This window comes from Halobellus sp. H-GB7 (assembly GCF_030848585.1).
Classification (GTDB): domain Archaea; phylum Halobacteriota; class Halobacteria; order Halobacteriales; family Haloferacaceae; genus Haloquadratum; species Haloquadratum inordinatus.
This window is the reverse complement of record NZ_JAVDDW010000001.1, coordinates 182,631-199,412: the sequence shown is the minus strand read 5'-3', so window position 1 is coordinate 199,412 and position 16,782 is coordinate 182,631. Positions and strand designations below refer to the sequence as shown.

The window sequence follows — 16,782 nt, the reverse complement described above, 5'->3', positions numbered from 1 at the left end:
GTCGTCGAGCACGGCGAAACACGAACCCGTCTCAGCGGTCGGCCCGGTCGTCAGTCCTGACAACGTCAGCCGCCGCGTCGTCGCGATCGAGAAGGTGACAGGCCGCCGTGTGCTCGGCGGAGACCGGCCGCAACGACGGCGGGTCGGCCTCACAGGGCGTCTCGAAGGCGTCGGCCAGCAGCGTCGCCGCCGCTGCGTGCTCGCCGGCGACGACTCGGGAGAGCGCACGGTCGAGGACCGCCTCGGCGTCCGGATCTGACAGCCGCTCTGGAATCTCGAATTCGCGTCGCAGTGCCGTACAGACGTTCTCGTCGTCGACATCGCTGGGAGCGAGGGAGCCGCCGCGTTCGGCCGCCACCCGCTCGCGGATCGCCCGGACGTCCACACCAGATCCCCCCTCGCCCAGTCGCGTCCGGAGCTGGAGGATGCCCCGCCACGCGTCCTGGTCGAGGTCGTACCCGTCCGGTTGAATGACCGCCGGACAGCGCGTGTGGAACCGACAGCCCGCGGGCGGGTCCGCCGCGCTCGGGACCGTGCCGGTCAGTTCGACGTCGGGACGCTCGGCGGTGGGATCGGGCACGGGAACCGACGCGAGAAGCGCCCGCGTGTAGGGGTGCTGTGGGTCGCCGAACACGACGTCGACGGGGCCGGATTCGACGATTTCGCCCAGATACATCACCGCGACGCGGTCGCAGAACTCGCGCACGACGGCGAGGTCGTGACTGATGAGCAAGACGCCGAGGTCCAGCTCCGATTGGAGCGACGCCAGAAGCGAGAGGACGGCCGCCTGGACGGGCATATCGAGCGCCGAAACGGGTTCGTCGGCGACGAGGAGGTCCGGATCGACGATCAGCGCGCGCGCCAGTGCGGCCCGCTGTTTTTCACCACCCGACAGTTCGTGCGGGTAGCGGTCGGCGTCGCCCGCGTCGAGGCCGATGCGTTCCAGCGTGTCTTCGACCAGTCGCCGCCGGCGCTCGCGGTCGGCCATCCCGTGCACGGCGAGTGGTTCGCCGACCGACTGGCCGATCGACAGCCGCGGGTCGAAGCTCGACGTCGGATCCTGGAAGATCAGTTGCGCTCGGCGACGGAACCGCCGGAGCCGCTCGCGGTCGTACGCCGTGACGTCGTCGCCGTCGAAGCGCACCGTCCCGCCGGTCGGGTCCTCGATCCGAAGCAGTGCGCGCGCCGCCGTCGACTTGCCGCACCCGGACTCGCCGACGAGGCCGAGCGTCTCGCCGCGCTCGACGGTGAGATCGATCCCGTCGACCGCCCGCACGCGCCCGACCTCACGGTTCCAGATCCCGTCGGTGATCGGGTAGTGTTTCTCCAGCCCGGAAACGTCCAGCAGCGGCGGGTCTGCGGTCACTGTGGTTCACCACCGTCGCGAGAATAGGATCCATCCGCCCTCGTGTCGGCGTCGACGGCGGTTCCGTAGACGACCGTCGGATCGCCCTCCGGTGCGAAGTGGACGCACGAGACGGCGTGTTCGCGATCGGCATCGTCGTCCGCCGTTGCCGCACCCGCCGGTGTGGCGGCGCCCTCGATTCCAGAGACGTCGTACAGCGGTGGCTGGTCCCCTCGCCGGCAGGCCTCCACGGCGTAGGGGCAGCGGTCGCGGAAACAGCAGCCAGCGGATTGTTCGGCCGAGTTCGAGTCGGTCAGGGTCGAGCCGTTTGCGCCAGAGTCGGCCGGCCCCGGAGCCGAATCGGTCGCCGCCGCGGCGGATGCTCGGGGGGCGCCGCGTCCAGGGATCGAATCCAACAGCGAGCGCGTGTACGGATGGGCGGGGCGATCGAAGATCGCGTAGACGTCGCCGCGTTCCACCACACGACCCTGATACAGCACCACGACCCGGTCTGCGACGTCGGCGACGACGCCGAGGTCGTGAGTCACGAGTAGGATGCCCATCCCGAACTCCGATTGAATCTCCTCGAGGAGTCCGAGGACCCGCGATTGGATCGTGACGTCGAGCGCCGTCGTCGGCTCGTCGGCGATCAACAGATCCGGGTCGCCCGCGAGCGCCATCGCGATCGCGACCCGCTGTTTCATCCCGCCCGACAGTTCGTGGGGATAGTCGTCGACGCGACTCGCGGGATCTGAGATCCCGACGCGGTCGAGCAGGTCGATCGCACGTGCTCGGGCCTCACGCTTCGAGACGTCCGCGTGCAACTGCACGGCCTCGATCAGCTGCCAGCCGACCGTGTAGACGGGGTTGAGCGAGTCCTGTGGATTTTGGAACACGTGCGCGATCCGGTCGCCGCGGACCGCGCCGAGTTGTGCCTCCGCCGAGAGGAGGTCCTGTCCGTCGAAGTGCACGGTTCCCCCGCGGATCTCGCCCGGCGGTTCACGGAGCACCCGCGTGATCGACTCGCCCACGACGGTTTTGCCGCTGCCGGACTCGCCGACGAGACAGACGGTCTCGCCGCGCTCGACGTCGAAGGAGACGCCGTCGACCGCCCGGACGACACCCTGGTCGGTGCGGAACTCGACCGTCAGGTCGTCGACGCGGAGGAGAGACTCGTCGCTCATCGGCCGACCTCCTGCCGCGGATCGAGCGCGTCTCTGAGCGCGTCGCCGAGGAAGTTGAACGCGAGGATCGTCGCGAAGAGGAACAGTCCGGGGATCGTCGAGATCCACCACGCGGTCGCGAGATCACCGCGGCCCGCCGCGATCGTCTGCCCCCACGAGGGCAGCATCACGTCGCCGAGACCGATGAACGAGAGCGCCGCCTCAGAAAGGATGAGCACCGGAACGTTCAGCGTCGCGGCGGTGACGATCGAGTTCGAGACGTTCGGGACGATGTGCCGCCAGACGACGGACGCGCCGGACGCACCGGCGCTTTGGGCCGCCTGGACGTACGTCTCCTCGCGGCGCTGGAGCGCCTCGCTGCGGACGATGCGGGCGATGCCGCCCCAGCCGGTCAGCCCGAAGATGACGATCAGGACGAACAGGCTGCCGCCGTAGAGGTACGCCAAGAACAGAAAGAGGAAGAACGTCGGAAACGTCTGCTGGACGTCGACGTAGCGCATCAGCAATTCGTCGACCCAGCCACCAGCGTAGGCGGCCGTCGCCCCGACGGCGGTCGCGACGGTGACCGAGATGAGCGTCGCGATCAGTCCGACCTGCAGACTGACGCGCATCCCGAATATCGCGAGCGCCAAGAGCCCCTTCCCGCTGCCGGTCGTCCCCAGCGGATAGCGCCACGTCCCCTGACACCGGCCGTCGACGACGGGGCCGAGACACTGGGTCGGGATCGACACGTCGACGCTCAGGAAGACCGGCGGCTGGTATCCGGCCGCGACGTGCAGCGTCGGCGGGTCGATGAACAGCGTGCCGACCGTTCCGAGCAGAAAGATCACGGCGAGGTACACCAGGCTGAGCACCGCGAGACGGTGGCGTCGGAAGCGCTGCCAGTAGTACGCGGTCAGACGTCGGTTCCGTGCGAGCGGCACGGCAGCGAAGCCCAAAACGAGAAGCGTCGCGACGAACAGCCAGTCCACGCCGGTCGCGTCCCAGAGGAGCGTCGACTCGGCGACGACGACCTCGACCGTCGGGTCGCCAGCAGCCAAGAGGACGTCGTACGCCAGCGCGAGCGCGTAGAGGCCGCCGGCGACGAGGGCGAGAAGTTGCGTCGGCGAGACGCGGCGTCCGTCCGCGTCGATCGCCTCCCAGTCGACGTCCTCGAAGCGCTCGCGAGAGCGATCCGAGGTCGGGTCCGTCGCGTCACCGCCGCCCGGTCCACTCTGTTCGTCTCCCGGCATCACCGATCACCGTAGTCGATACGCGGGTCCAGCCAGCCGTAGGCGAGATCCTGCAGCAGATTCCCGACGACAGCGACGAACACGGGGACGAGCGTCGTCCCCAAGACCAGCGCCGTGTCCTGCCGGCGGATCGCGTCGAGGCTGAGTCGGCCCAGGCCGGGGATGCCGAAGACGACCTCGACGAGGTAGGAGGCCGACAGGATCACGCCGAGCAAGTCGCCGACGAGAATCGTCGACAGCGGCACGAGCGTCGGGCGAAGGACGTGTCGCGTGATGATCCGCCAGTCGGACGCGCCTTTCGCCCGGGCCGTTTTCACGAACGCCGCACGGACGTACTCGAGCGCTTCCGCGCGCGCGTAGCGCATCGTACTCGCGATCGCGCTCGTCGCGAGCACGAACACCGGCAAGACGAGTTGGCGCGCGTTCGCGAGCGAGAGGGGTCGCGTCCGGGCCAGTTCGGAATCGAAGAGGACCGGGACCCAGCCGAGGTGGACGGCGAAGACCAACAGCAGCACGATGCCGAACCAGAAGTTAGGGATGCTGACGCCGAAGAACGCCACGAACGTCGCCGCGTAGTCGGTCTTCGTGTACTGATTGAACGCCGAGTAGAGCCCGATCCCGATGCCGAGCACCGTCGAGAGGAGCACGGCGGGGATCGTATACAGCAACGAGTAGGGGAGCGCCGTCAGAATCGCCGTCACGACGGGCTGGGACCGCGAGTCCGACCAGCCCCAATCGCCCGAGGCGAGGTTCCCGAGGTATTCGAGATAGCGCTCCCAGAGCGGCCCTTGCAGACCGCGGCGACGGGCGTACGCCTCCGCGGCGGCCTCGGCGCTCCGGCCGCTGGCGGCCGCCTGAAACTGGACGCGTGCTAACTGTGCGTCAGGTGCGTACTCGAGCAGGACGAACGTGACCGTCAGGATGACGAAGGCGACGACGCCCGCCCACGCGACCCGACGCGCCGTGTACCATTTCAGTCCCATCGTGGTGTGTCGCTCCAGGCCGTACTCCGATTCCGCCGGCCGCCGTTGCCGGTCAGTTCCGTCGACCGCAGTTAATATTGTCGTCCGAACGGGGTGTCCCCACGGGTCGGTGCGGCGGTCGGGCGTCGATTCACTGCTGGCCGAGTCGCCAGGTGTTCTGGTCCCAACTGTAGCCGAATACCTCCTCGGGACCGCGCACGGCGCTGTCGTAGCCGACGACCTCCACGCCCATATTGAGGAAGTTGAACGGTTGTTCGGCCGAGAGCGCGCCGAAAATCTCGGCGAGGGTGCCACGCCGCGCTGCCTCGTCGACGGTGCTCGTCGCGGTCTCGAACAGCGAGGCGAAGTCCGTCTCGGGGTGGTAGCCGTAGAAGTTGATGCCGCCCCGTTCGAGCGTGAAGCCCCGAATCGAGGAGGGCGTCCGCGGATAGGTGTTGAACGTGATTCCGAGGATGAGGTCCCACGGCTCCTGACTCAGCGATTGGTCACGCGGACCGCCGTTGTACGGGCCGGCGTCCCACGGCGGGTCGCCGTCGCCCTGCCAACTGTTGTAGAGGTGGTGTTCGACCAGCGTCCCGTACTGCTTGCCGGTGACGTCGACGTCGATGCCGATGGCGTCGTACTCCTGGGCGACGTACTGCGCCGTCGTCTCGACCGTCTGAGACCCCTGCGCGAAGACGAGATCGAGCGTGAGTTGCTCGCCCTCCGCGTCGACGACGCGGTCGCCGTCGTAGCGGTACGGGGTGGATCCGAGGTGCTCCCGGAGGAGTTCCCGCGCTCGGTCGTGACTGTATGTGTCACCGACGCCGTATTCGGTCACCTGCTCGTCGGAGTACCACCGCGAGAACGTCGGTTGGAACGTGTGGGCGACCGTCGCGTAGCCGCGGAGAACGTCGTCGACGAGCGTTCGTTTGTCGACGGCGTGCGCGAGCGCGCGCCTGACGCCCGGTTTCCGCAGCGCCTCGTAGAACGACCCGTTGGCGCGCTGATTGTAGATGAGCGACGTCATATACGCCTGCGGGAAGACCTTGACGTCGACGTCGTCTCGCCCCTCGAACTGTTCGACGCGCGTCTCGGGGATGTCGGTGGCGGTGAGTTCGCCTGATCGAAGCGCGGAGAGGCGCGTGCTCTCCTCGGGGACGACCTCGTAGGTGTAGGCGTCGAAGTACGGCGCGTTCTGCCACTCGTCGGGGACGTCGTCGACTTCGCGCAGGTAGTACTCCTCGTTTCGGGTAGCGACGAACTCCGATTCGCGGTTCCACCGCTCGAAGCTGTAGGGGCCGAGGTTTCCGGCGTACGCGAGCGTCTGTACCTCCTCGTCCTGTGCGAGCCCGTCCTGGTCCTCGTCGGGACGGTACCGGGTGATGATCTCTTTCGGCATACAGAATGCGCCCCACATAATCGGCCGGAGCGGGAACGCGGGGTCGACGGACTGCAGCCTGATCTCGAAGGAGCGGGGACCGGTCTTCTCGACGGGGATCGGCTCGCCCTGTTGTCGCCAGTCGCCGGGGTTCGGGTACCCGGCCCAGTTCGAGTCGGCCTGGTAGACCTCCGTGATCATGTACACCCAGTCTTCGGCCGTCACCTGGCCATAGCCGGCCCCCCACCGGAGATTGTCTCGAAGTTCGACCGTGTAGACCCGCCCCTCGTCGGAGGTGATGTCCGCCCAGAGCGGGAAGATCTCTTGTTCGGGCGTGATGGCGTACGCGCCGTCGAGCGCCAGTTGGATCCGGTTCGCGGACGGCGTGTCGTCGACGCTCAGGAAGTTCAGCGTCTGCGTCCCCGTAGGCGTTCCCTCGACATACTCGACAGCCTCCGCGTCCTCCGTCGGCGCCCCGTTTCGATCCGGCGCACTACAGCCTGCGACCGCCGTCGCCCCACCGAGACCGAGAAGTTGGAGAAAGGAACGGCGGGACCGACCGGCGATCGGGGTCGGTCCGCGGCCGTCTGAACCGCTACCGGATGGCATAGAAGCTACGTGCGCCCATCCGGTCAAATACCCATCGATAGATCGGCCGAAAACGTTCGTTCTGTCGCTCGTATTACCCGTTTGTGCGGTCGGGGTCGTCCCGGTTCGACGGGGAGGTCAGTCGTCGCCGTGCTCGTCGACGATGACGACCTCGCCGTCCTCGACGCGCACGTTGATCAGCGTCTTGACGTGGTGACCGCTGTCGTCGAGTTCGTTCGGCCCGGCCTTCTTGATCACGGCGACGGTGTCGACGACGTCCGCACCGATGTGTTCGAGCGCGTCGAGCACCGCGCGCATCGTCCCGCCGGTCGAGAGCACGTCGTCGAGGACCAGGACGCGGTCGCCCGGATCGACGTCGTTGATGTACATCTCGTTCTCGGAGTAGCCGGTCTGCTGGCTCAGCGGTTCCTCGCCGTCGAGGCCGTACTGCCGCTTGCGGATGACGACGAGCGGGATGTCCGTCATCAGCGACACCGCAGTGGAGATGTGAATCCCCATCGCGGCCGGCGTGACGATCTTGTCGACGTCGTCGATCTCGGCCTTCCGGATGATCTTGATGACGATCTCGCGGAGCAGTTCCGGACGGAGCATCGGAACGCCGTCGCTGATGGGATGGACGAAGTACTCGTACTCGCCTTTCTCGATAATCGGCGCTTCGAGGAGCGACTGCCGCAGTTGGTCCATGTCGTGGGTACTCCGGGTCGAAAATAAAAACTGGCGGTTCGGTCGCTCTAGCGCAGAGCGACACACGGGGTGCGTCAGCGAGCACCACTCCGTGGTTGGGAAGCGGCGTTCCGCTCTTCAGATCGCGGGAGCAGTGGATTGACGCAACGTCGCGGACGGCGATCCGTCTTCGGACTCCCAGACGACGCGGACGGTTTCGCCGTTCCACTCGGTGCCGGAGAGGTTGTACGTGGCCGTGTCACCCGCGCTGACTGTGCCCGCAAAGAGTGTCGATCCACTGTAGTCGATCGCTGCTGCGGACGTCACGTTCAACTGGGCGGCGACGACCGTGTCACCGCTCTCGTGGGTGACGTCGACGGAGTCGTTCGTGTAGTCGAAGCCGAAACTGGCCTGCGGGGCCGTCTGTTGGATGCCCTGACCGAGGTTCAACACGAAACTGCCGATGGCGGCCGCCAGAATTACCGTGATCGCGACCATCAGGATGACGCCGATAACTGGATAGACAGCCACGTCGTCCGCGAATAGTGTACGTAGGTTCATAGTATAGGATAGTGTTTTCAAGTATTCAACAATAATTTGGCTGGTAGTAACACGGTTGCCAGTCGCGTGGTGCGGTCGAGCACGCAGGTCGTTCTGGACGGTTAGTCAATCTATTTTAAATACCAATTGTCGGATCGAGAACGGAGTCACGCCAGAGCGGAAGACGTATTTGACCCCCTTAGTAAACGGTAGAGTAACGTATGAGCCGAGTGACCGACGGGAAACGGCCGGCGTCGATCGAGGCGGGTGGTGGCTGATGAGTGCCGGCAGCTCCCGGATCCTCGTTCCAGTCGGAGAGTCCTCCACGTTCCGGAACACGGTCGCCTACGCCCTCCGAGAGGCGCGCTCGGGTGTCACGGAGGGCGACGAGCAAGCCACCGTTCACTTCGTGTATCCTGCACGGTGGCGCACCGTCGACGGCGACTCGCTCGACGACACGGAGGCGGCCGCTGACCTCCTCGAACGGGTGGCGGTCTGGGCCGAAGAGGATCTCGACTACGACGAAGAGGACGAACCGCCGGTGGAGATCGAGACGGCCATCGTCGGGGCGGATCGCTATCTCTTCAGCCCCAGCGACTTCGCGGCGATCCTCGTCGAGTATGCACACCGAACCGGGCTCGACCGGGTCGTCGTCGATCCGGAGTTCCAGCCCGGCGGGAGCGCGCCGATGCTCCGGCCCTTCGAGGTGGAACTCTCACGGTCTGACCTCTCCGTCGAGGAAGCCCCGGTCGAACGGCAGACGACCCGGACGCGCCTCGTCTCACGAGCGACGGTCTCGAAGGGTCTCGCGACGTTCGGTGCGACGTACGCCTTCTATCTCGTGATCGGCGGCCACCTCACCACGTTCAATCTGGTGACGGGCGGACTCACGGCGTTGCTCGCGACGATCGCGTTCTCGAATATCACGTTCGTCACGTCGCCCTCGCCACGCCGAACCACGCTTCGTATCCTGCGGATGGGCCTCTTCGTGCCGTATCTCGTCTGGGAGATCACGAAAGCCAACATCGCGATCGCGTACATCATCCTCCACCCGGATCTCCCGATCGACCCCGAGATGCGGCGGTTCCGCGCTGCGGTCTGGGGCGGCCTTCCGGTGACGACGCTCGCGAACAGCATCACGCTCACGCCGGGGACGCTGACGGTCGACATCGGCCGCGACGGGCTCGACATCCACACGCTGACCGGTGACGCCCGCGACGACCTCGCCGCCGGGAGCTTAGAGCGGGCGGTCCGGTTCGTCTACTACGGTCGCTCGGGCGCGCGGATCCCGACCCCGACGGAGCGCGGGAGCATCTCGCTTCTCGGCCCCGACGGTGAACCGATCGCGGAACCGACGGAGGACGCCGAATAATGGCGGTCTCCGGAGTCGTCGATACGGTACTGCTGACCGCGGCAGGCGGGTTCGTCCTGTTCGCCATCGTGTTGGTCTACCGGATCGTCGCAGGACCGACGATGCAGGACCGCGTCATCGCGGTCAACGGGATCGGAACGAACGCGGTCGTCGTGCTCGCGCTGCTGGCGGCGGCGCTCGATCAGCCGGGATTCCTCGACATCGCCCTCGTCTACGGGATGTTGAACTTCCTGATGAGCATCGCCATCTCGAAGTTCACCGTCGAGCGCGGCGGGGTGATCTGAATGTCCATCACGGAGATCCTGATCATCCTGCTGGTCGCTGCGGGAACGTTCTTCGGGTTCGTCGCGGTGGTCGGCATCGTCCGCCTCCCAGATCTCTATACACGCGCGCACGCGACCTCGAAGAGTGACACGCTCGGGATCATCCTGACGCTGAGCGGCGTCGCGCTGGTCTTCGGCGCGGACCTAGCCGTCGCGAAGACGGCCCTGCTCGGGCTGTTCTTGTTCGTGACCAACCCGACGGCCGCCCACGCGATCACGCGGGCAGCCTACGATCAGGGCATCGCCCCGTGGACAACGGAGGGTGAGGAGTGACGCCCGTTTCGACCTCGCTCGCGGTCATCCTCACGTTCGCCGTGCTGGCTGCGATCGCCGCGATCCTTCTTCGGGACGTCCTCAACGCGATCATTGCGTTCGCAGCGTTCAGCTTCGGCATCGCTGTCGCGTGGATCCTGCTGGCCGCACCGGACGTCGCGCTGACCGAAGCGGCCGTCGGCGCCGGCATCACCACGGTACTGTTCCTCGTGACGATCGCGAAGACCGTCCGCCCGGGCGGTGAGCGACTCTTCGAGCGGATCGCCTGGCGGTCCGTCGCGATCGTCGCGGTTCTGGTCGGCGCGCTGCTGACGACGATCCGGTCGCTTCCGGCGGTCGGATCCAGCGAGGCGCCGGTCGCGACGTCGCGGATCACGGAGTACTACCTGCAGAACGCCTACCCCGAGACCGGCGTCGAGAACGTCGTGACCGCCGTGTTGGCCGCCTACCGTGGGTTCGACACCCTCGGCGAGGCGACGGTGGTCATCGCCGCCGGCCTCGCGGTGCTTCTCGTCCTTCGACAGGAGGCGTACGTATGAGCCAATCAGATCCGAACCGAACCTACGTCGAGAGTACCATCATTATGACGACTGTCCGCGTGGTCGTCCCGTTCGTCTTCACGTTCGGGGTGTTCGTGATGTTCCACGGGGCGGAGTCCGCAGGCGGCGGCTTCCAGGGCGGCGTCATCGTCGCCTCGGCGGTCCTGCTACTTGCGTTCGCCTTCGGCATCGAACCGACGCGGGCGTGGCTGGAAGGGCCGCTCGCACAGCTCGCGATCGCCTCCGGCGGCGGCACGTTTGCGCTCATCGGACTGGGCGCGCTGCTCTCGGGCGGTGCGTTCCTCGAATACCCCGCCTACGGCTTCGGGACCGACGGCGTGAAATACGGCATCGAACTCGTCGAACTCGGGATCGGAGCAGTCGTCTCCGGCGTCCTCGTGAGCCTCTTCTTCAGCCTCTCACAGGGGGACTTCCAGTCCGTCGGAAACGGTGGAGGGAACGGAAATGGCAATGGAGACGGCGACGCCGCAGGAGGTGAGCGAGCGTGATCGACCTGCTCGCGACCCACTACAACTACCTCGTGTTCGTCGCGCTCGTCGCCATCGGGCTGTACGGCGTCACTGCGAGTCCGAACCTGGTGAAGAAAGTCATCGGCCTGAACATCTTCCAGGTCGGCATCTTCCTGTTCTTCGTCACGAGCGGCTACGTCGACGGCGCTGTGCCGCCGGTAGTCCACGGAGACGCAGTCGGGACGTACGCCAGCCCGCTACCGCACGTGCTCATCCTCACCGCCATCGTCGTCGGGGTCAGCCTGACCGCGGTGGCGCTCGCGCTCATCGTGCGCATCTACGACGCGTACGGGACGCTCGACGAGGAAGCCATCCGGGAGGTGCAAACTGAATGACTGACGCTATCGCGCTTCTCGTAGTGGTCCCGATCGTACTCGCGCTCGTGCCGATCGCGCTCGGACGCCTGTGGGACGGCGCCGGCTGGGTCGCGGCCGCGCTCGCCGCGCTCGCCCACCTGGGACTCTCCGTGACCGTCGCGGCGAAAGTGTTCTCTACGGGGCGGTTCACCTACGCCGTCGGCGGCTACACGCCGCCGTTCGGCATCGAACTCGTCGCCGACGGCATCTCGGCGACGCTCGTCGTCCTGGTGTCTGTCGTGACCGTCGCCGTCGTCCTCTACGCGCGGCGGACCGGCCCGGACTCGAATAGCTTCTACAGCGAACTGCTGTTGCTCACCGCGGGCATCTCCGGCGTGTTCGTCACGGGCGACGTGTTCAATCTGTACGTCTTCATCGAGATCACCGGGCTGGCGACCTACGCGCTGGTCGCGACGGGCCGCTCGCCCGCCGCGGCGCTCGCGAGCCTGAAGTATCTCCTCGTCGGGACCATCGGCGCCTCGCTGTATCTGCTCGGCGTCGGCTACCTCTACATCGCGACGGGGACGCTGAATATGGCCGACCTGTCGACGCAACTGCAGGCAGTCGGCTACGACTCGCCGCTGGTCTTGACCGGCTTCGCGCTCCTCGTCGTCGGCCTCGCAGTGAAGTCGGCGCTCTATCCGCTGCACACGTGGCAGCCGGGCGCCTACGCCGAATCGCCCGACAGCGTCACTGCGTACATCTCCGCGCTCGTCTCGACGGCGGCGGCGTACGCGCTGTTCCGCCTCGTCTACGCGGTGTTCACGCCCGCGTTCGACGCAGCGGTGCCGTTCGCACTCGACGCGCTGGTGCTCCTCGCGTCCGTCAGCGTCGTCGTCGGCTCGGTGCTCGCCGTGTTGCAGTCGGACCTCAAGCGGATGCTCGCGTACTCCTCCGTCGCGCAGTTCGGCCTGGTGGTCGCCGGCTTCGCGGTCGCGAACGCGACGGCCGTGACCGGCGGTCTCGTCCACCTGGTCGGTCACGCGATAATGAAGGCGGGTCTCTTCGTCGGCGTCGGCGCGCTCGCGGGCGTCGCGGGCGGCCGAACCGTCGACGACCTCGCCGGCGTCGCCGACCGCGCGCCGGTCGTGAGCGCCGCCTTCGCCATCCTCGCGTTCGCGCTCGTCGGCGTCCCACCGGCAGTCGGCTTCGCCGGCAAGTGGCACATCGTCCTCGGGGCGGTCGAGGGGGGGCGCTGGGGCGTCGCCGCCGTCGCGGTCGTGAGCACGCTCCTGACGCTCGCGTACTTCGCCCGCGTCGTCGAACAGATGTACTTCCAGGACGCACCGGCGGCGACGGCCGACACCGTGAGTGGCCCCGACGCCACCGCGACGGCCGATACCGACGCCGCGCTGACGCCCGACGGCGGCGAGTCGGGGTCGGAGTCCACTGACGACGCGAAGACGACTGGGGCTTCGGGCATCACCATCGAAGCCCGCATCGTGGTCGTCGCCGCCGCGGTCGGCGCGGTCGTCCTCGGACTGTTCGCGTCTGATCTCATTGCCGTCTTCGAGCCCGTGCTGGAGGTGTACTTCCAATGACCGAGATCGACTCTCTCAGGCCGCTGGCGGCGGTACTGCTGCCCGCTATCGGCATTCTCACGATCGTCGCATCGCACCGCCGACCGAACGTCCGCGAGGGCTTTACCATCCTCACGGCGCTCGGGACGTTCGGACTCGTCGCAAGCCTCGTGCCCGCGACGCTGGCCGGCACGACGCACGTCTCCCGGCTGGGGACGTTCGTGCCCGGCATCGACCTCACGCTCAGCGCGGACCCGCTCGGGATGATCTTCGCGCTGCTCGCGAGCGCGCTGTGGCTCGTCACCAGTTTCTACAGCATCGGGTATATGCGCGGTCTCGACGAGCACTCCCAGACGCGGTACTTCGCGGCGTTCGCGGGCAGCGTCGGGGCGGCGCTGGGGGTCGCGTTCGCGTCGAACCTCGTCGCGCTGTACGTCTTCTACGAACTGCTGACCGTCGCGACGTACCCGCTCGTCGCCCACGACGAGAGCGACACGGCCCGGAAGGCCGGCCGGAAGTACCTCACTTACACCTTCGGCGGCGGCGTCGCGGTCCTGGCCGGGACGGTACTGGTCTTCTGGACGACCGGGACCGTCGCATTCACGCCCGGCGGCATCGCCGATCTGGCGAGCACCGATCCGGTCGTCGCACGCGCGGCGTTCGCGCTGCTGGCGGGTGGATTCGGCGTGAAAGCCGCACTGATTCCGGTTCACTCGTGGCTCCCGGACGCGATGGTCGCGCCGACGCCCGTCTCCGGTCTCCTGCACGCGGTCGCGGTCGTCAAGAGCGGCGTCTTCGGGATCGCGCGCGTCGTGCTCGACGTGTTCGGGCCCGAAACCGCCGGGACCCTCGGCGTCGGACTGCCGCTGGCGGCCGTCGCCGCGGTCACCATCGTCGTCGCGAGTATCATCGCGCTCAGACAGGACAACCTGAAGCGCCGGCTCGCGTACTCGACGATCAGTCAGCTCTCGTACATCGTGCTCGGGTTGGGACTGCTCTCGCCGGCGGCGCTCGTCGGCGGCCTGCTGCACATCCCGGCGCACGCGTTTATGAAGCTCACCCTGTTCTTCTGTGCGGGTGCGATCCACGTCGAGACTCACACCGACGACATCAGCGATATGGCGGGGATCGGTAAGCGGATGCCCGTCACGATGGCCGCCTTCGCCGTCGCGAGCGTCGGGATGGCAGGCCTCCCGCTCGTCGCCGGCTTCGTGAGCAAGTGGTACCTCCTGATCGGAAGTCTCGACGCCGGCAACGCGGTCTTCGCGGGCGTCCTCCTCGTCTCGGGGCTCCTGAACGTCGGCTACTTCTGGCCGATCGTCTACCAGGCGTTCTTCCAGACGCCCGAAGACGCCGACTCGAAACCGCTCGTCGAGTTCCCGATCGGCGGGGCTCGCGTCCGCACGGACGGCGGCGAGCGGGGCGAGAGCGGTGAGCGGAGCGAGGACGTCGAGCGCGACGTGAGCGGTTCCGAACCCGAGACTGCCGGCTCGGAGGAAGTCCCCATCAACACCGCCGAACCGGTCGACCCCGACGTCGACCCCGACGTCGAGCCCTCCGAGTCGGAGGGTCGAATCGAGGTCGACGCCCGCGTCGAAGAGGACGGCGAGTATGCCGTCGACCGACACCCCAGCGACCACCTCGGCGACGAGGCGACAGACGACGGAACCGACTCCCACGACGCCGACTCCGACGAGGGGACGTCGCTGACCGAAGCCGATGCCGACGACCACCACGAGCACCACGGCGGCCCGCCGGCTGCCGGCTGGGAGCGCCGTGGGTTCGGCGAAGAGAGCACGTGGTTTATGCTCGGACCGATCACCGTCGCCGCGGCCGGGGCCGTCGCGCTCGGCCTCGTGCCCCGCGGGATGGTCTTCCTCGCGCTCGTTCAGCGTGTCGTCGCCGAGGCTACGGGGGTGGTGTTCTGATGAGCGCTACTGTTTCGCCGCTCGCCGCCGACCTCTCGGCGACGGTGCTGGCGTCCGAGGTGCCGACGCTGCCGACGGCCGACGTGCCGACCGTGGTGCCACCGGCGTTCGCCATCCTGGCGGTCGCGATCGTCGCGCCGTTCCTCTCGCGCCGCCTCGGCCACGCGCTGGGCGTGATCGCGACCGGCGGGGTCGCCGTCTGGTCGCTCCTGGTTCCGGCGGGCGTCTACCTGCAGACCACGTTCCTCGGCTTCGATGCGGTCCTCATCAACGTCGACGCCTTCTCCCGGCTGATGGGCGTCATCTTCGGGCTCATCGGCGCGGCCGCCGTGCTGTACTCGTACTCCTCGGAAGCGGAAAACCGACAGACCGCGTTCGCCCTCGGCTACGTCGGGACGAGCGTCGGGGCCGTCTTCGCCGGCGACTGGCTGACGATGGTGTTCTTCTGGGAACTGATGGCCGTCACGAGCACCCTCCTCGTGTGGGACTACGGCGGCGAGGCCGTCCGCGCGGGCTTCCGCTACGCCGTCTATCACGGCCTCGGCGGGAGTCTACTGATGGCCGCGGTCATCTGGCACTACACGAACGTCGGGTCGTTCCTCTTCAGCGCCTCCGATGGCATCACTGCGGGGATCCCAGCCGTGCTCGCCGCCATCGGGATCGGCGTCAACGTCGGCTTCGTCGGCCTGCACACGTGGCTGCCCGACACCTACCCGCGTCCGCACGTCGCCGCGAGCGTCTTCCTCTCGGTTTATACGACCAAGACGGGCGTCTACGGTCTCGCGCGCGCCTTCCCGGACGGCAACCTCGCGATCGCGTATATGGGCGCGGCGATGGCGCTGGTCGGCGTCGTCTACGCGCTCCTGCAGAACGATATGCGCCGCCTCCTGTCGTACCACATCCAGTCGCAGGTCGGCTATATGATCGCCGGCGTCGGCGTCGGTACGGCGCTGGCGACGGCCGGCGCGTTCGCACACGTGTTCAACCACATCCTCTACAAGGCGCTGCTCTTCATGACCGCGGGCGTCGTGATCGCGCGGACCGACGAGCAGAGCCTGAAGTACCTCGGCGGACTCGGTCGAGCGCTGCCGGTGACCGCGATCGCGTTCACGGCCGCGGCGCTCTCGATCAGCGGCTTCCCCGGCTTCAACGGTTTCGTCAGCAAGGGGATGATCACCGCGGCCGCGCACAAAGAACACCTCGACGGTATCTTCTACATCCTGCTTCTCGCGGGCGTCGGGACGTTTATGTCGTTCATCAAGTTCGGCTACTACGCGTTCCTGAAAGAGCACAGCGGGACGTGGAACGTCCGTCGCTCGGTCACCGGCCAGCGGATCGCGATGCTCGGCGTCGCGGCGCTCTGTGTGGTGCTCGGGCTCTACCCGGACGCGCTGTTCGCGCTGCTGCCCGGCAGCACCGCCGACGCCCACCCCTTCACGCTGAGCCACCTCGGTGAGGGCTTCCTGCTCGCGTTCCTCGGTGTCGTCGGCTTCGCCGTGCTCAAGAAAACACTCTCGAAGATCGGAAGCGGCATCGACGTCGACGCCGTCATCGAACCGGCCACGTTCTACGGGATGCGCGGCCTCGTCCGCGGCGTCACCGACCTGTTCGCTACCGTCGACCGCGCTGTCGTCGCGACGGCCAACGCGGCGCTCGACGCCGCGTCCGACCCCTACGGTGTGATTCGCGGACCGGCGACCGCGGTCGTCGGCCGCGAGGGGAGTTCGTTGAAAGAGGGAAGCCTCAGAGCGAGCATCGCCACGAGCGTGCTCCTCGTCATCGTCGTGTTGGCGGCGACGCTCGCCGGATTGCTGTAGACCGACACTCGTCAGGTCTCTGGGTACTCTCTACCCCCCACTCGTTTTTCGGCCTTGTCTGTGTCAGTGCCGAGTTGCCGCGGGCGCAGACTGCGTCTCGTGGTGCCAAGAGCAGAGAGCGGCAGTAACCCACTCACGCCGATAGGTCGGACTGTTTGTTTAATAATGCCATATTACTAGGACAATTCAGCAATTTAAGAAAGAATTT

The 16,782-nt window shown here is 67.2% G+C and carries 16 protein-coding genes; 9 read left to right on the top strand and 7 right to left on the bottom strand.

All coding sequences use genetic code 11. The features are described 5' to 3' along the window. Window positions 1-31: 31 nt before the first annotated feature. The 7 genes from RBH22_RS00975 to RBH22_RS00945 form a co-directional block, all read right to left on the bottom strand. Complete coding sequence (locus RBH22_RS00975) at window positions 32-1,366, bottom strand: ABC transporter ATP-binding protein (RefSeq protein WP_306676229.1); 1,335 nt, start codon at window positions 1,364-1,366, stop codon at window positions 32-34. Continuing rightward, on the bottom strand, window positions 1,363-2,529 hold the full coding sequence (locus tag RBH22_RS00970; RefSeq protein ID WP_256546514.1) for an ABC transporter ATP-binding protein: 1,167 nt from the start codon (window positions 2,527-2,529) through the stop codon (window positions 1,363-1,365). The genes RBH22_RS00975 and RBH22_RS00970 overlap by 4 nt, the downstream gene beginning before the upstream one ends. Further along, window positions 2,526-3,761: an ABC transporter permease gene (locus RBH22_RS00965; RefSeq protein WP_256546513.1), complete on the bottom strand. Its 1,236-nt coding sequence runs from the start codon at window positions 3,759-3,761 to the stop codon at window positions 2,526-2,528. The genes RBH22_RS00970 and RBH22_RS00965 overlap by 4 nt, the downstream gene beginning before the upstream one ends. Continuing rightward, a complete protein-coding gene (locus tag RBH22_RS00960; protein WP_306676228.1) occupies window positions 3,761-4,744 on the bottom strand; it encodes an ABC transporter permease in 984 nt (327 codons plus the stop codon). The genes RBH22_RS00965 and RBH22_RS00960 overlap by 1 nt, the downstream gene beginning before the upstream one ends. 130 nt (window positions 4,745-4,874) lie before the next feature. Continuing rightward, entirely contained in the window at window positions 4,875-6,713 is a 1,839-nt protein-coding gene (locus RBH22_RS00955; RefSeq protein WP_306676227.1) for an ABC transporter substrate-binding protein, read from the bottom strand. Window positions 6,714-6,830: 117 nt separating this feature from the next. After that, the gene (gene hpt / locus RBH22_RS00950; protein WP_121567922.1) at window positions 6,831-7,397 is read right to left on the bottom strand and encodes a hypoxanthine/guanine phosphoribosyltransferase; all 567 of its coding nucleotides are present in this window, start codon (window positions 7,395-7,397) and stop codon (window positions 6,831-6,833) included. A gap of 117 nt (window positions 7,398-7,514) precedes the next feature. Further along, window positions 7,515-7,937, bottom strand: coding sequence for a type IV pilin N-terminal domain-containing protein (locus RBH22_RS00945; protein WP_306676226.1), 423 nt, complete (start codon window positions 7,935-7,937; stop codon window positions 7,515-7,517). A 256-nt stretch (window positions 7,938-8,193) separates the two neighbouring features. Between RBH22_RS00945 and RBH22_RS00940 the strand changes: the two genes are divergently transcribed. The 9 genes from RBH22_RS00940 to RBH22_RS00900 are packed head-to-tail and all read left to right on the top strand — an operon-like array spanning window position 8,194 to window position 16,574. Next, window positions 8,194-9,288, top strand: coding sequence for a monovalent cation/H+ antiporter subunit E (locus RBH22_RS00940; RefSeq protein ID WP_306676225.1), 1,095 nt, complete (start codon window positions 8,194-8,196; stop codon window positions 9,286-9,288). After that, window positions 9,288-9,572 carry a cation:proton antiporter gene (locus RBH22_RS00935; RefSeq protein WP_306676224.1) on the top strand — a complete coding sequence of 95 codons (285 nt, stop codon included), beginning with the start codon at window positions 9,288-9,290 and terminating at the stop codon, window positions 9,570-9,572. The genes RBH22_RS00940 and RBH22_RS00935 overlap by 1 nt, the downstream gene beginning before the upstream one ends. Then, window positions 9,573-9,884, top strand: coding sequence for a monovalent cation/H(+) antiporter subunit G (mnhG, locus tag RBH22_RS00930; protein ID WP_256287915.1), 312 nt, complete (start codon window positions 9,573-9,575; stop codon window positions 9,882-9,884). Further along, window positions 9,881-10,423 (top strand): DUF4040 domain-containing protein, encoded by a 543-nt coding sequence (locus tag RBH22_RS00925; protein ID WP_256287914.1) that lies wholly within the window; start codon window positions 9,881-9,883, stop codon window positions 10,421-10,423. Before mnhG ends, RBH22_RS00925 begins: the two co-directional genes overlap by 4 nt. Continuing rightward, a complete protein-coding gene (locus RBH22_RS00920; protein ID WP_306676223.1) occupies window positions 10,420-10,932 on the top strand; it encodes an MnhB domain-containing protein in 513 nt (170 codons plus the stop codon). The genes RBH22_RS00925 and RBH22_RS00920 overlap by 4 nt, the downstream gene beginning before the upstream one ends. Beyond that, a complete protein-coding gene (locus RBH22_RS00915) occupies window positions 10,929-11,288 on the top strand; it encodes a cation:proton antiporter subunit C (RefSeq protein ID WP_256546507.1) in 360 nt (119 codons plus the stop codon). Before RBH22_RS00920 ends, RBH22_RS00915 begins: the two co-directional genes overlap by 4 nt. Next, on the top strand, window positions 11,285-12,850 hold the full coding sequence (locus RBH22_RS00910; RefSeq protein WP_306676222.1) for a proton-conducting transporter membrane subunit: 1,566 nt from the start codon (window positions 11,285-11,287) through the stop codon (window positions 12,848-12,850). Before RBH22_RS00915 ends, RBH22_RS00910 begins: the two co-directional genes overlap by 4 nt. Then, a complete protein-coding gene (locus tag RBH22_RS00905) occupies window positions 12,847-14,757 on the top strand; it encodes a proton-conducting transporter membrane subunit (protein WP_306676221.1) in 1,911 nt (636 codons plus the stop codon). Before RBH22_RS00910 ends, RBH22_RS00905 begins: the two co-directional genes overlap by 4 nt. Further along, the gene (locus RBH22_RS00900; RefSeq protein ID WP_306676219.1) at window positions 14,757-16,574 is read left to right on the top strand and encodes a Na(+)/H(+) antiporter subunit D; all 1,818 of its coding nucleotides are present in this window, start codon (window positions 14,757-14,759) and stop codon (window positions 16,572-16,574) included. The genes RBH22_RS00905 and RBH22_RS00900 overlap by 1 nt, the downstream gene beginning before the upstream one ends. The last annotated feature ends 208 nt before the right edge of the window (window positions 16,575-16,782 follow it).